The 14,467-nt window shown below is 27.9% G+C and carries 13 protein-coding genes; 2 read left to right on the top strand and 11 right to left on the bottom strand.

What is annotated here, in order from left to right; genetic code table 11:
• Window position 1: 1 nt before the first annotated feature.
• The 10 genes from smc to pta form a co-directional block, all read right to left on the bottom strand.
• Entirely contained in the window at window positions 2-3,565 is a 3,564-nt protein-coding gene (smc, locus tag LLF98_RS04040; RefSeq protein WP_291701095.1) for a chromosome segregation protein SMC, read from the bottom strand.
• An 11-nt stretch (window positions 3,566-3,576) separates the two neighbouring features.
• Entirely contained in the window at window positions 3,577-3,675 is a 99-nt protein-coding gene (locus tag LLF98_RS04035; protein WP_291701093.1) for a DUF4044 domain-containing protein, read from the bottom strand.
• Between the two features lie 98 nt (window positions 3,676-3,773).
• Window positions 3,774-4,802 carry a radical SAM protein gene (locus tag LLF98_RS04030; RefSeq protein WP_291701091.1) on the bottom strand — a complete coding sequence of 343 codons (1,029 nt, stop codon included), beginning with the start codon at window positions 4,800-4,802 and terminating at the stop codon, window positions 3,774-3,776.
• A complete protein-coding gene (rnc, locus tag LLF98_RS04025; protein ID WP_291701090.1) occupies window positions 4,795-5,493 on the bottom strand; it encodes a ribonuclease III in 699 nt (232 codons plus the stop codon). The genes LLF98_RS04030 and rnc overlap by 8 nt, the downstream gene beginning before the upstream one ends.
• A gap of 129 nt (window positions 5,494-5,622) precedes the next feature.
• Window positions 5,623-5,853 carry an acyl carrier protein gene (gene acpP / locus LLF98_RS04020; RefSeq protein ID WP_291701088.1) on the bottom strand — a complete coding sequence of 77 codons (231 nt, stop codon included), beginning with the start codon at window positions 5,851-5,853 and terminating at the stop codon, window positions 5,623-5,625.
• Between the two features lie 80 nt (window positions 5,854-5,933).
• The gene (plsX, locus tag LLF98_RS04015; protein ID WP_291701086.1) at window positions 5,934-6,935 is read right to left on the bottom strand and encodes a phosphate acyltransferase PlsX; all 1,002 of its coding nucleotides are present in this window, start codon (window positions 6,933-6,935) and stop codon (window positions 5,934-5,936) included.
• 116 nt (window positions 6,936-7,051) lie between these two features.
• Window positions 7,052-7,234 (bottom strand): 50S ribosomal protein L32, encoded by a 183-nt coding sequence (rpmF, locus tag LLF98_RS04010; RefSeq protein WP_291701084.1) that lies wholly within the window; start codon window positions 7,232-7,234, stop codon window positions 7,052-7,054.
• Window positions 7,235-7,236: 2 nt separating this feature from the next.
• Complete coding sequence (locus LLF98_RS04005; protein WP_291701082.1) at window positions 7,237-7,743, bottom strand: DUF177 domain-containing protein; 507 nt, start codon at window positions 7,741-7,743, stop codon at window positions 7,237-7,239.
• A 700-nt stretch (window positions 7,744-8,443) separates the two neighbouring features.
• A complete protein-coding gene (locus tag LLF98_RS03995) occupies window positions 8,444-9,649 on the bottom strand; it encodes an acetate kinase (protein ID WP_291701080.1) in 1,206 nt (401 codons plus the stop codon).
• A gap of 85 nt (window positions 9,650-9,734) precedes the next feature.
• A complete protein-coding gene (pta, locus tag LLF98_RS03990; protein WP_291701079.1) occupies window positions 9,735-10,736 on the bottom strand; it encodes a phosphate acetyltransferase in 1,002 nt (333 codons plus the stop codon).
• Window positions 10,737-11,346: 610 nt separating this feature from the next.
• Here pta and LLF98_RS03985 point away from each other — a divergent pair.
• Window positions 11,347-12,552 (top strand): nucleotidyltransferase, encoded by a 1,206-nt coding sequence (locus tag LLF98_RS03985; RefSeq protein ID WP_291701075.1) that lies wholly within the window; start codon window positions 11,347-11,349, stop codon window positions 12,550-12,552.
• A 203-nt stretch (window positions 12,553-12,755) separates the two neighbouring features.
• A complete protein-coding gene (gene ylbJ / locus LLF98_RS03980; protein WP_291701073.1) occupies window positions 12,756-13,937 on the top strand; it encodes a sporulation integral membrane protein YlbJ in 1,182 nt (393 codons plus the stop codon).
• On the opposite strand, the gene LLF98_RS03975 is transcribed toward ylbJ, so the two are convergent.
• Complete coding sequence (locus LLF98_RS03975) at window positions 13,917-14,459, bottom strand: ATPase (protein WP_291701072.1); 543 nt, start codon at window positions 14,457-14,459, stop codon at window positions 13,917-13,919. The genes ylbJ and LLF98_RS03975 overlap by 21 nt on opposite strands.
• Between the last annotated feature and the right edge of the window lie 8 nt (window positions 14,460-14,467).

The raw sequence follows: 14,467 nt of genomic DNA, 5'->3' as shown, positions 1-14,467 counted from the left end.
CCTAATTAAAATTTTCTGATAAGTCTACTGATACCACTTTAGATATTCCTTTTTCCTCCATAGTTACACCATATATAATATCACTAACTTCCATAGTACCTTTTCTATGAGTTATAATTATAAATTGAGTATTTTTAGAAAACACTTTTAAAAATTCTGCATACCTATACACATTTGCATCATCTAGTGCTGCTTCTATTTCATCTAGTATACAAAATGGTGTTGGCTTCATTTTTAAAATTCCAAAAAGCAATGCTATTGCCGATAAAACTTTTTCTCCACCTGACATCAGATTAATATTTTGAAGTTTTTTACCTGGAGGCTCTACATTTATATCAATATTAGCTGTAAGTTCATCACCTTCGCCTAAAATAAGCTCTGCACTTCCACCTTTAAATAACTCTTTAAAAGTCTGATTAAAGTTATAATTTAAAATTTTAAAGTTCTCTCTAAATAAAATTTTCATTTCACTAGTCATCTCTTCAATAACAGAATTTAATTCTTTTTTAGCATTCTCTAAATCCTCTGCTTGGGATGACATAAACTCATATTTATCCTTTATTTCTTCATATTCTTCTATAGCAGCTAAATTTACTACTCCAAGTTTTGTTATTTTACTCTTTGTAGTATATATTTCTTGTTTTAAAGCTTCTTCATGAATTACTGGTTCGCATATATCTAGTGCTTCTGCATATGTTAATTCTAATTCCTCATTAAGCTTTTTATAAGTATGTTCCTTATCCGCTTCTTTTTTAGCCTTAATTATTTCTCTTTTATTAACTTCCATTTCTCTCAAGCTAATTTCATCTAAAATTCCACTTATTACATTATCTTTCTCTTTAAATTCATGTTTTAGTTTTTCTTTCACTAAGTCTTCATCTTTGAAATTTAATTCTAATTTAGTAATGCTGATTGTATTATCTTCTATATTTTTATTTTTAACTTTTATATTTAAATTTAAACTTTCAATACTGTTTTTATTTTCAGCATTTTCTTTATTTAAAAATTCATTCTTAACAGCTAAATCATAAATTTCTTTTTCCATTCTTGAAAACTCATTTTTTTTATTTTCAATAGCTTCATCTAAAGTTGCCTTATTTATTTTCATTTCTGTAAGCTTATTATCATTATCATTTACCTCTTGTGCTTTTACGCTTATTAATTCTTCTAAGTTTATGCTTTTACTTTTATTAAATGTATTTTCATTTTCAATGGATTTAATTTCATTTTCTTTAATTTTGAGCTTTTTAAATATAAGTTCTTTTTCATTGACTATTCTTTTAAGTTCTTCTTTAAATACTTCTAAATTTCTTTTTAATTTATCAGTATCATTTTGTAATCCTTGAATTTCACTTTCTTTTTTAGTCAATTCAATATTTTTTTCATGAACTTCATCTCTTTTATTTAATATATTTTCATCTAAACTTTTGATTTCTTCTTTAAGTCCTTGAACTAATTTCATTAATTCTTCATAATGTTCTTTCTTATGGTATATATCTTTTGTTAATTCTTCAATTTCTCTTTTTCTACCTAGAACATTAGAATTTTTTCCTTTTATGCTACCACCAGTTAAAGATCCCCCTGGATTTAACACTTCACCATCTAAAGTAACAATTTTATAATTATATTTTCCAGTACGTGCAATACTAAGGGCGCAATCCATATTAGTACAAATTATTGTTCTTCCAAGAACATAATTCATTATATTATCATACTCTTTATCGTAGGAAATTATGTCACTTCCGATGCCAATATAGCCATTAGATTCAGTAATGTTTTTATCTAATTCTAATTTTCTACCTCTTATTATATTTAAAGGCAAAAAGGTTGCTCTTCCTAAATTGTTTTTTTTCAAATATCCAATAAGAACTTTAGCTATTGCTTCATTTTTTGTTATTACATTAGATATTGCAGCTCCTAATGCAATTTCTATAGCCGTTTCATAATTTTTTTCAACCGTAAAAACTTCACCTAAAACTTTAGTATCACTAACAGGAGTAATTTTTTCCTTATGAATTGACTCCATTAATGACTTTACAGACCTGTTATACCCTTCATAATGCTTCTCTAAACTTTCTAACATAGCCTTATTTGCATCAAGTTTAGTTAAAATTCTATTCAATTCTCTAAACTCATTTTCCTTTTTACTCAAATTGGTAGATATTGAACTTATTTTTTTCTTATCTTCTACTATTTGTAAATTTGATAACTTTATCTTGTCTTTCTTATTTTTAATGTCATTACTTAAGCCTTTATAAGTTGCTAAATTAATTACTATATTATGCTCTAAAGATGATATAGATGAATTTAATGTTTCTGTTTTTTCTTCTGTAAGTGAAATATCTTTATTTAATATAGTAATATCACTTTTTATATCCGAATTATTTCTTAAAAGTTCAAATTCTCCTTCTTTTAAAGCTTTAATCTCTTCTTCAATACTTTTAAGCTCTTTAGAACTTTTTATATTGTCTTCTTCTAGTTTTTCAATATCTTGATTTTTTAACTTTTGTTCTTCTAAACTTTTAGTTAATTCTTCTTCTAATATTATCTTAATCTTATTTATTTGACTTATTTTAGCTTCGACATCACTTAATTCATAGTTATTTCTATTAATTTTCTCTTCAAAACTCTTAATTCTTTCATTGTAAATCTCAATGTTTTTTTCATCTTCACTAACTATTTCTTTTAAATTATAATATCGCTCTTTTTCTTCCAGGTTTTTCCTATCTATTTCCTCTATCTCATATTCTAAAGACCTAAGTTTTTCTTTATCACTAGCTATCTCTTTTCGTTTATCTTCAATCCCCTTAATTTTCAATTCTAAATCTTCATTAAAGCCTTTTAATTCATCTTCCATATTCTTTATAGAATGGACTATAAGTGATACTTCTTTTTTCTTTAAATCCTTAGATAATTCATTAAACTCTAATGCCTTTTCTCTTTCAATTCTTAAAGGCTCAATTCTCTCTTCATAAGTTGATAAAATATCATTTATTCTAACTAAATTATCATCAGTATTACTTAACTTTTTTTCAGCTTCTTCTTTTCTATTCTTAAATTTTACAATACCTGCCGCTTCTTCTAAAAGGGATCTTCTATCTTCTGGCTTACCACTTAAAACGGCTTCTATTTTACCTTGTCCAATTAATGAATATCCTTCTTTACCTATTCCTGTATCCACAAAAAGATTTGTTACATCTTTAAGTCTGCATTTTGAATTATTTATTAAATATTCAGATTCTCCTGATCTGAATATTCTTCTAGATACTGTCACCTCATTATATGCTGTTGCTAATTGCTCCTCACTATTATCGAGAGTTAACGAAACTTGTGCAAGCCCAACAGCCTTTCTAAACTGAGTTCCAGAAAATATTACATCTTCCATCTTTCCGCCTCGGAGTACCTTAACACTTTGTTCTCCAAGTACCCATCTTACAGCATCAGAAATATTACTCTTTCCACTTCCATTAGGTCCTACAACAGCCGTTACACCCTTTTTAAATTTTAATTCCGTTTTATCAGCAAAGGACTTAAATCCTCTTATTTCCAGAGATTTTAAAAACATGTGCATACTCCTTACAAATGAAATATAGTAGGTATGAATCCTATAACAAAAATTATTACAATAAAAATAGCCATAGCAACTGTCATTCTATTTCTAGTCTTTTTTTTCATAACTAAACACTCCTCATTACAATTTAGTTTATAATAAAGATTAATAAATATCAATACAACATATTAAGTATAATATTAAAAGCGAGAGTCTCCCCTCGCTAATATATTATATCTAATTTTTCATCTTTTAAACAGAGTTTTATATGTCCTCGTTCTATTTTATTATCTTGTTTTACACTAATAACTTTCTTAATTTCTTTAAACTTATTAAAATATAATTTCTTATTTGCATAAAGCTTACTTAAATCTTTAGAGTTAATATGAATTACTACATTTTCTTCTTCCTTCATATTTTCTAAAATCATATCTACTAATAAGCTGCCTTCAACTAATTCTCTAAAGGAAGGATGAAATGGACCCGCTACAATATCTCCACCTTCATTTATACTTTCTGTTGGTTGAAGTCCTATTCGTATTACATTAATTTTATTTTTTCTATACATACCATACATAACTTTACTTATATTCACGGCTTCTTCTAAAGAATATGGAACATACGCATTACATTTATACATTTTTTCCATAGGTGTATCTTTTATAACTAAAGCTGGATATATTCTGCAAATGTCTGGATTCATATTAATTGATGCTTTAGTAGTGTTTATATCCTTTTCAAATGTATCTCCTGGAAGTCCTGGCATTATTTGATGTCCTAAAACAAATTCATATTCCTTAATTAGTTTAGATGCATTTATAACATCCTGTACACTATGTCCTCTTCCAGCTTTTTTTAGTACCTCTTCATCTAATGACTGAACACCAAGTTCTATTATATTAACTCCATACTCTTTAAGATAAGTTAATATATAATCATTTATATAATCCGGTCTTGTAGAAAGTCTTATTTTATCTATAAGTTTTTTATCTTTAAACTCTTTAGCTATTTCTAATAGTTCTCTTTGTTTTTCTTCTCTTATGCCTGTAAATGTTCCGCCGAAAAACGAAACCTCAATAGTTGCACTCTTATTTTGTATTGTTTCTAAATATTCATTTATTGTATTCCTTACAGTTTGAGCTGTAACACCATCATGAACTCCAGTTATTCTATCTTGATTACAAAACACACAATTATGAGGGCATCCTTCATGTGGTACAAATATAGGGATTATATAATAATTCTTACTCATTTATACCTTCCAATATGTCTAACGCTTGTTTAGCTGCATTTTGTTCTGATTCTTTTTTACTATAGCCTGAACCTTCACCCATAAGTTTTTTATCAATAATTACATTGGTAAAAAATTTTCTTCTATGAGGTGGCCCTTCATACCTTGTTAATTCATATTGAATTACTATCTCTCCATCTTTTTGAAGAAGTTCTTGAAGTTTTGTCTTAAAGTCCAATACTATTTCATTATTTATAGCCTTTTTTATCACGTCTTCAAAATGAAGTAATATAAAATCTCTTACAAATCCAATACCTTTATCTAAATAAACAGCTGCCAATACTGCTTCAACTGCATCCGCTTGTATTGAAATTCTTTCTCTTCCCCCTGTAATTTCTTCACCTTTACTCATTCTAATATAAGACCCCAGATTTATTTTTTTTGCAATTTCATAAAGAGAATTTTCACAAACTATCAAACTTCTTATTTTAGTTAATTCTCCTTCACTTTTATGCTTAAAATTATTAAAAAGATATTCAGTAATACAAAGTTGCAATACTGAATCGCCTAAAAATTCAAGTCTTTCATTATATTCAGCATCTTTAAATTGATTTCCAAAAGAACTGTGTGTAAGCGCTGTTTTTAGCAACGTCGGATTATTAAAACAAACTCCTAAGTTTTCTTCTATTTCTTTAAGTGTATATCTATTCATGTATTCCACTCCTTGAAGTTTATTCTTCAACTTGCTAAAACATTTTCTTAATTTATGTTTACTATAACAAATTCAAGAATAAACTAATTAATAAGAAAATATAAAATCCCGCAAAGGTGCGGGATTATTTTATTCTTCGTGATGAGCTTTTACGTAATTAACAACATCTCCAACTATTTTAAAGTTTTCAACATCTTCATCAGGTATTTCCATATCTAGTTCATCTTCTAGAGCCATAATAAGTTCAACTATATCTAATGAGTCAGCATTTAAATCTTCAATAAATGATGCTTCCATAACAATGCTTTCTGCATCGACACTTAACTTATCCGCTATAATTGCTTGTATTTTTTCAAACATTAATTTCACCTCCCAAGTTCTACATTTAGATAATAGTATATATTGCTTAAATCGTCAATATTAGTTTCAATAATATTTAATTAATTTTCTAAAGAAAATTCATTTTTTATATCATTTAACACATCATTTTCATAAAAAACTTTAGTTTGCTTAATAGCGTTTTTGAATGCTTTTGCATCTGAACTACCGTGAGCTTTTATGCAAATTCCATCCACACCTAAAAATGGTGCTCCTCCATATTCTTTATAATCAAACTTTTTCATTATATTTTTTAATACGGGTTTTAATAGAACCACACCTAATTTAGATATAATTGATGATTTAAATACTTCATCCTTTATTATCCCTAAAATACTTGAGACGGAGCCTTCATACATTTTTAAAGCTGTATTTCCTACAAAACCATCACTTACTAAAACATTAGTATCACCTGTAGGTATTTCTCTAGGTTCTATATTTCCTTTAAAATTAAGAGAACTTTCTTCTTTTAAAAGTTTAAATGTAGCTTTTGTAAGCTCATTTCCTTTTTCTTCTTCTTCTCCAATATTTATAAGTCCTATACTAGGATTTTTTACATTAAAAATTTTTTGATAGTATATTTTCCCCATTTTTGCAAATTGAACCAAAAATGCTGGTTTGCAATCAACATTAGCCCCAACATCTACTATCATAAAATTCCCACGTCTACCAATCATTATGGGTGCAAGTGCTGGTCTTTCAACACCATTAATTCTACCTACTATAAGTGTACATCCTGCTAGAAACGTACCTGTACTCCCCCCAGATATTACACCCTCACAAGTTCCGTCTTTAACCAAATTTAATGCCTTAACTATACTAGCATCTTTTTTTTTTCTTAAGGCCATCACAGGATGTTCACTAGGCAAAATCACTTCTTTAGCATCAACAACAGTAACTTTCTCTTTAGGATAAGTATATTTAGCTAATTCTGAATTTATAATTTCTATTGGCCCAGTAATATATAACTCAATGTCATCATATTCTTTTAAAGCTTGAATTGCACCACCTATTACAGCTACTGGTGCATTATCTCCACCCATACCATCTATAGCTATCTTCATATAATAATCTCCCTTCATTTTATCTATATAGATAACAAAGTAGTTTTTGTTGAACATTGACAATTGCTCTTTATATTATTTTGTATAAAATAAAAGAAAGTCATAAAGACTTTCTTTTATTTTTCAGAAGCTACAACTTCCTTACCTTTGTAAAAACCACAGTTCTTACATACTCTATGAGCAAGTTTCATTTCGTGGCATTGTGGACATTCAACTATGCCAGGTAAACTAGCTTTAAAAGTTTGAGCTCTTCTTGATCTTGTACTTGCTTTCCCCATTTTTCTTGCTGGATTTCCCATACTTACACCTCCTTATTGTCAAACAAACCTTTTAGGGCTTCAAAGCGTATATCTATGTCTTCTTTATGACAAGAACATGCATTATAATTTAAATTACATCCACATTCTTGGCAAAGCCCTTTGCAGTCGTCTTTGCAAACTCTTTTAATAGGTAGTGTTGAAATTATACTAGTTTCAACAACCTCTGTGATGTCTAAAACATCATCCATTACAACAATAGCTTCACCATCTTCTGTGCTTCTATTAGTTGTAAACCTTTCTTCTATATCAATATCTATTGGATAGATAAAGGTATCTAAGCATCTTGAACATATCATTTCTAAATTAGCTTCAATTTTAGCACTTAATATTAAAATATCACTATCTGACGAAATCACGCCAATAACTTCACAAGAACCTATTGGTTTAATTATATCCCCTTCAAAGTTAAATTGTGGCATCTCAAATGTGTAATTAAAATTTTTGCTTCTATCTTTACCTGAAATAATATCTGAAATTTGTACTTTCATAAATCTACAGGGTATATTATATAATAAACTTATTTAAAATTATACAATAGTCTCCCCTTTTCACTCCTTAGCGCATATATTTACAAAACAAACACAATTAATTATATAAATTGAGTACTAAAAAGTCAAGATATTTATTACAAATTACTTTTTAGTTCTGATTCATTTATGATAATGTCTTAGTATATTACATTGGATTATGTATGTAACCAGCTTGGAATTGAGATTAAAACCAGCAGTATAGCTCAAGCTAAAGGGCGTGTCGAGAGGATGTTCCAGACTCTCCAATCACGGCTTCCTATCGAAATGAAACTAGCTGGTGTTAGCACAATTACTGAAGCAAATGAATTCTTAAACAACTACTTAATTTAATGGGGTGTTGCAAAATGATTTTTCAAATCATTTTGAGCAACATCCTCTTTTTATGTATTTTTGAATAAACAGAGTAAAAATCTATGATAAAAATGAGTACATTTTGAGATAAATATTTGTATTATTGTTATAATTCTTTTGTATTAATTTGTTATTTAACATGAATAAATTATACAACAAAGAGCGGATTTTTAGGAGTCTGCTCTTAACTTTTTTGTAAAAAAGTGAGCTGTGTAAAATAGAAATTATATTTCTATTTTGCAACAGCCCCTTATGTTTAAACTATTTTAGGACATTTTCAAAAATGGTTGATAGGTATTTAGTATAATTACTTTTTAACTAGTTCTAAAGTTTCCTTAGCAATCATTAATTCTTCATTTGTAGGAATTACAACTACTTTTACTTTTGAAGTTTCTTTAGAAATTTCCATACCATCACCAACATTATTACTTTCATTCTTTTCTAAGTCTACTTCTATTCCTAAAAATTCCATGTTAGTCAAAGCTTTTCCTCTTATTTTTGAATCATGCTCTCCAACTCCTGCAGTAAGTACAATTGCATCTACACCACCCATTGCAGCAACATAAGCACCAATTTGCTTTTTAATTTGATATCCTAATATATCCATAGCAAGTAATGCTCTAGAATTATTATCATTTTCTACAGCACTTTCGATATCTCTTAAGTCTGTTCCTATTCCTGATACTCCTAAAAGCCCTGACTTCTTATTTAAGATGTCGTTTACTTCATCTATAGAATATTCTTTTTCCTTTATCAAATAAGTTACTATAGCTGGATCTATGCTTCCAGATCTTGATCCCATTACAATACCATCTAATGGAGTGAATCCCATTGTAGTATCTACAGATTTTCCTCCGTCTACAGCTGTAATACTTACCCCATTACCTACATGACAAGTGATAATTTTTAAATCAGCAATTTCTTTATTCATCCTTTTTGCCATTTCTCCGGCTACATACTTATGAGATGTTCCGTGGAATCCATATCTTCTTATATGATCTTCCTTATATAATTCGTATGGAAGTGGATACATAAATGCTTTTTCTGGCATAGTTTGATGGAATGCAGTATCAAATACAGCTACCATTGGAGTTTTTGGCATAAGAGCTTTGCACGCATTTATTCCAATTAAATTTGGTGGATTATGAAGTGGTGCTAATTTTGTAAATTCATCAAGATTTTTTATTACTTCTTCATTAAGTATTACTGAAGTTGCATACTTTTCTCCACCATGAACAACTCTATGTCCAACAGCAGATATTTCATCCATTGATTTTATTACGCCATAATTTTCATCTACTAAACTTCTTAATACAAGTTCAATTGCATCTTTATGATCTTCAAGTGGCGTTTCAACCACATATTTATCTTTTCCTTCAACTTTTTGAGTTAATATTGAACCATTAATTCCTATTCTTTCAACAAGTCCTTGAACTAAAGCTTCTTCATTACTCATATCAATAAGTTGATATTTTAATGAAGAGCTACCACAATTTATAACTAATACTTTCATAAATTCTTCTCCTTATAACATTCTCTATTTTTTTAATTTAGATTGTTTCCTTAAAATTTCTTAGATTATTTTTCTAATCCATATGTTACTTATTAGTTTGTGCTTGAACTGCTGTTAATGCAACAACATTTACGATATCATCTGAGCTACATCCTCTTGATAAATCATTGATTGGTTTTGCAAAACCTTGACAAATTGGTCCAATCGCCTCTGCATTAGCAAATCTTTGAACTAGTTTATATCCTATATTTCCAGATTGTAAATCTGGGAATACTAAAACATTAGCTTTTCCAGCAACTTTACTATTTGGTGCTTTTTGATCTGCTACTTTTTTAACTATAGCTGCATCTAATTGAAGCTCACCGTCAATATCTAAATCCGGTCTCATTTCTTGAGCCTTTCTTGTTGCATTTCTAACCTTATCAACTAATTCATTATCTGCACTTCCCATAGTAGAGAATGATAACATTGCAACTTTAGGATCCATATCGCATAAGTTTTTAGCTGTTTCCGCTGTTGCTATTGCAATCGCTGCTAATTCATCTTGATTAGGGTTAGGATTAACTGCACAGTCAGAGAATATAAGTGTTCCTTTATCACCGTAAGTTGATCCTGGAACTTGCATTATGAAGAAACTTGAAACAACCGATACCCCTGGTGCTGTCTTTATTATTTGTAATCCCGGTCTTAATAAATCTCCTGTAGTATGAATAGCTCCTGATACCATTCCATCTGCGTCATCTAATTTTACCATCATTGTAGCAAAATATAGAGAATCTCTTACTATCTTATCTGCTTTTTCCATTGTTACGCCTTTTGTCTTTCTAAGTTCATAAAAAGCTGCAATGTATTTGTTTAAGTTTTCTGATTCATCTGGATCTATCAATTGAATTCCTGACAAATCTATATCTAGTTCCTTTGCCTTGTTATTTATTTCTTCCTTTTTACCAATTAAAATTGGATATGCTAATCCCAATTTGTGTATTTTTTCTGCCGCTGCTATATTTCTTTCTTCATTGCCTTCTGGAAGAACAATTTTCTTTTTATCAGATTGCGCGGCAGTCCATATTTTTTTCATAAGGTCCATATTTATTAATCTCCTCTCTATATTCTATTTCTAATACTAATATACTCCTTTAGTAGTGCTTTTTTCAACACAAATTCGCTATAAAATAGAAGTCTTTAGATTTGAAATAATCTAAATTGTTTGACAATAACACTGTAAAAGACTAATATAGCAAAAGTATTTTTTTTAACAATTAAATTTTCTATAAAATTACTTTATAATTCATTATTAAATTTCCTTAAATATCTTAACTTTAGTACTCTATACATAAGTAATTATTATATTTTAATCTATATTTTAAGTTCTAAATTAGTAAAAACATAAAATAAAAATTTGAATATCATTATATTCTCCTACTTTTTTTATTTATAATAGAATTAACATAAAATTCACATTTCAACAATATTCTGATTATTATTTAAATTACCATTTAGTATAGCAAAATCATAAAAGTATATTATTTAACAATGATTTTTTTATATTTTTTAATATCATAATAGACAAAATATATCATATATTCCATTGTTAATAATTGATACTGTCAGACTTAATATATGTTATACTATCATTATCTTTATTATTAAATAGCCATATATATAAATATAATTTAACTCAATTTTTTTAAGAGGAGATGATTAAAATAATTACAGGAATAATTACTGAATATAATCCATTTCACAAAGGTCATGAATATCATCTTCACAAAGCAAAATCTGATACAAATGCAGATGGTATAGTTTGTGTAATGAGTGGTAATTTCATGCAAAGAGGAATACCTTCAATTATAGATAAATGGAAAAGAGCTGAAATGGCTATTAGAAATGGAGTTGATTTGGTTTTAGAATTACCTCTAGTTTATTCAATATCTTCGGCTGAACATTTTGCCTTCGGTAGTGTTTCTCTTCTCAATTCTTTAGGTATAGTAGATTATTTATATTTCGGAAGTGAAGAAGGAAGTATAGATACATTGGAGGACATAGCAACAACTTTAGTTACTGAGCCTTATGAATATAAAAATCTTTTGAAAAACAATTTAAAATTAGGTTTACCTTTTCATTTAAGCCGAGCAAATGCTCTTAATAATTATTTAAATTCAAGTGATGTTTTAAATGTATTATCTAGTTCTAATAACATTTTAGGTATTGAATATATAAAAGCTTTAATAGAATTAAACAGTTCAATAACACCTAAAACATTAAAACGAGAAGGTGCATCTTATAATGATAATAATTTAAGTTCTTCTTTTTCTTCAGCCACGTCTATAAGAAAACATCTTAGAGAAAATTCATTAAGTGAATTAATTGACATCCTTCCAAAAGCTAGTTATGATATTTTATGTGATTTATCATCTTCAGATTATCCTTTTATTTTTGAAGATGATATGTTTAAATATATTAAATATAAATTATTTACAAACGAAAATTCTCTTTTAAACTTACCTGATATTTCAGAAGGCTTAGAAAATAAAATATTAAAGGAAGTTCTAAATGCTAATTCCTTAAATGAGTTAATACTTAATTCTAAAAGTAAAAGATACACTTATACTAGGATTAATAGAATCCTTACACAAAGCTTTTTAAATCTTGAAGACTTTCACTTGTTTAATTTATCTAAATCACCTGCACCTTACGCAAGAGTTCTGGGCTTTAATTCTATTGGACGCAATATACTAAAGAATATAAAATCAAAAGGAAATATTAATATAATAACAAAAATCAAAAAAAACAATTTAGATGATCATATGAAAATTGACATTTTAGGCACAAAGGCATATTCTCTTTTAAATTCAAAAATAAGTCCCATAGAAGATTATTTAAAAGGTCCCATTATTATGTAGTAATATTTTACACAACCACAGGAATATATATAATTAGATATCTGAAAGAAGGCATATGAAAGAAAATAATAAATCGATGATGCGATGTCTATTTTTAGTCAGACTCAGCGAGTGTATACGAGTCAAACTTCCTCATGACTCAAAATAGACTAGCATACCGACTTATTATTTTCTAGAATACGCCTAAAGATTGGAGTGATTTCATGATATATATTATTATCTTGTGGGTTTTAATTATGAGCTTAATTATTATTTTAATTAAGCAACTTAATATAAAAAAAAATATTATTATTTGCATATTTATTTCTATATTAATAATTCTTTTTATATTAAATATAAACCAATGCATTTCTGCAGCTATTGATGGATGCAAATTATGGTATAAATCTATATTACCAACAACCTTTCCCTTTATAGTTATCTGTAACTTACTAATATACTATGATGGGATAAGCCTTTATTCTAAGTTTCTTGGTCCTTTAATTTGCAAACCCCTAGGACTTTCTAAGAATTGCTCCTTCCCTATTGTAGCTAGTATTCTTTGTGGTTATCCATTAGGTGCAAAGTATTGTGTTGATTTATACTCTATGGAGTATATAAAAAAAGATGAGTATGAGAGACTTTTGAATATAGCTTCTAATGTTGGTCCGCTATTTTTAATTGGTTCTGTTGCTGGCACTTTACTTGGAAATGTCTCTTTAGGATATATTTTGCTTGTTGGAAATTACTTATCAAGTATCTTAATAGGACTTATAACAAAAAAAAAGCGAAACCCAATGAAATTAAGTTCTCTATCTTGTCCAAAATATGAAATGATAAATTTTGGTTCCGCAATAAAAAATGCAATTCAAAATGCAATAAATACCACATTATCTATTGGCGGATTTATCATAATTTTTTCTGTTGTAATATCTCTTATTAAAAATAATGTTTATTTTTATATTATATTTAAACAGTTAGAGACTTTTTTAAGCTTACCTGTTGGAACCTTATATTGTTTGTTTTTAGGAAGCATAGAAATGACAAATGGTTGTAGCATTATATCTACACTTTCTATTTCACTATCTCTAAAATTAAGTATAATAAGCTTCTTATGCTCATTTTCAGGTCTAGCTGTAATTGCTCAAGTCAGTTCTTTTGTAAGTGAGACTAAAATTCGTTATAGTAAATATATATTTTTTAAGATAATCCAAGGAATCTTTAGTTTTATTATAACTTATATATTATTAAAAGTATTACCTACAAGCATATATACATCTAAACTTAGAATAAATTCTTTTGTAAGTGTATATACATATTTTTATCCAATATTAGTCTTAATTTTATTAACACTCTTATTAATTATACTTAATAAGGCTTGTAAATTATTTTTTCATGCTACGTAATTCTTTAACATTATCTCTTATAACATTACATGCAGCAGCTAAACTTGTATCAATATCCTTAGCAACTGATTCAAAGCTATCTTGGAGACCTTTTATTAACTTTATCTTTTGATCTTCTATTTCTTTATCCAATTGAGTTAATATTTCATCAGAATAGTCTCTAGACCCTAGTCTTATAGCCTTAGCATCTCGTTGTGCTGAGGCTATAATTTCTTGAGCCCTCACCTTTGCTTCTTTTACAATATCATGATTTTCAACATTTTGCCTCATCATAGTCATTGTTTCTTTTCTAACAGAGTCATATTCCTTCTTAGCTTCATTTAATATACGCTCTCTTTCACTCATAACCCATTCAGCTTTTTTAAATTGATCTGGCATATAATTAATTATTTGATCAATAACTTCATTAATTTCTCTTTTATCAATCATAACCTTACCACTCATAGGTACCTTTGATGAGTTTTCCACCAAATCTTGTAAATACTCTAATAACTCTATAATATTCACATCTATTTTTTCCATAAAAACAC

This window comes from Clostridium sp. (assembly GCF_021372645.1).
GTDB lineage: Bacteria > Bacillota > Clostridia > Clostridiales > Clostridiaceae > Clostridium.
The sequence above is the reverse complement of the archived record's forward strand: the minus strand, read 5'-3'. Positions and strand labels throughout refer to the sequence as shown.

Excerpts from the sequence above, each read along its gene's own strand:
- LLF98_RS03975 (WP_291701072.1), bottom strand. The coding sequence starts at position 14,459 with ATGGAAAAAATAGATGTGAATATTATAGAGTTATTAGAGTATTTACAA.
- LLF98_RS04005 (WP_291701082.1), bottom strand. The coding sequence starts at position 7,743 with ATGAAAGTACAAATTTCAGATATTATTTCAGGTAAAGATAGAAGCAAA.
- smc (WP_291701095.1), bottom strand. The coding sequence starts at position 3,565 with ATGTTTTTAAAATCTCTGGAAATAAGAGGATTTAAGTCCTTTGCTGAT.
- rnc (WP_291701090.1), bottom strand. The coding sequence starts at position 5,493 with ATGAATAGATATACACTTAAAGAAATAGAAGAAAACTTAGGAGTTTGT.
- LLF98_RS03995 (WP_291701080.1), bottom strand. The coding sequence starts at position 9,649 with ATGAAAGTATTAGTTATAAATTGTGGTAGCTCTTCATTAAAATATCAA.
- rpmF (WP_291701084.1), bottom strand. The coding sequence starts at position 7,234 with ATGGGAAATCCAGCAAGAAAAATGGGGAAAGCAAGTACAAGATCAAGA.
- plsX (WP_291701086.1), bottom strand. The coding sequence starts at position 6,935 with ATGAAGATAGCTATAGATGGTATGGGTGGAGATAATGCACCAGTAGCT.
- acpP (WP_291701088.1), bottom strand. The coding sequence starts at position 5,853 with ATGTTTGAAAAAATACAAGCAATTATAGCGGATAAGTTAAGTGTCGAT.
- LLF98_RS03985 (WP_291701075.1), top strand. The coding sequence starts at position 11,347 with ATGATTAAAATAATTACAGGAATAATTACTGAATATAATCCATTTCAC.
- LLF98_RS04030 (WP_291701091.1), bottom strand. The coding sequence starts at position 4,802 with ATGAGTAAGAATTATTATATAATCCCTATATTTGTACCACATGAAGGA.
- LLF98_RS04035 (WP_291701093.1), bottom strand. The coding sequence starts at position 3,675 with ATGAAAAAAAAGACTAGAAATAGAATGACAGTTGCTATGGCTATTTTT.
- ylbJ (WP_291701073.1), top strand. The coding sequence starts at position 12,756 with ATGATATATATTATTATCTTGTGGGTTTTAATTATGAGCTTAATTATT.
- pta (WP_291701079.1), bottom strand. The coding sequence starts at position 10,736 with ATGGACCTTATGAAAAAAATATGGACTGCCGCGCAATCTGATAAAAAG.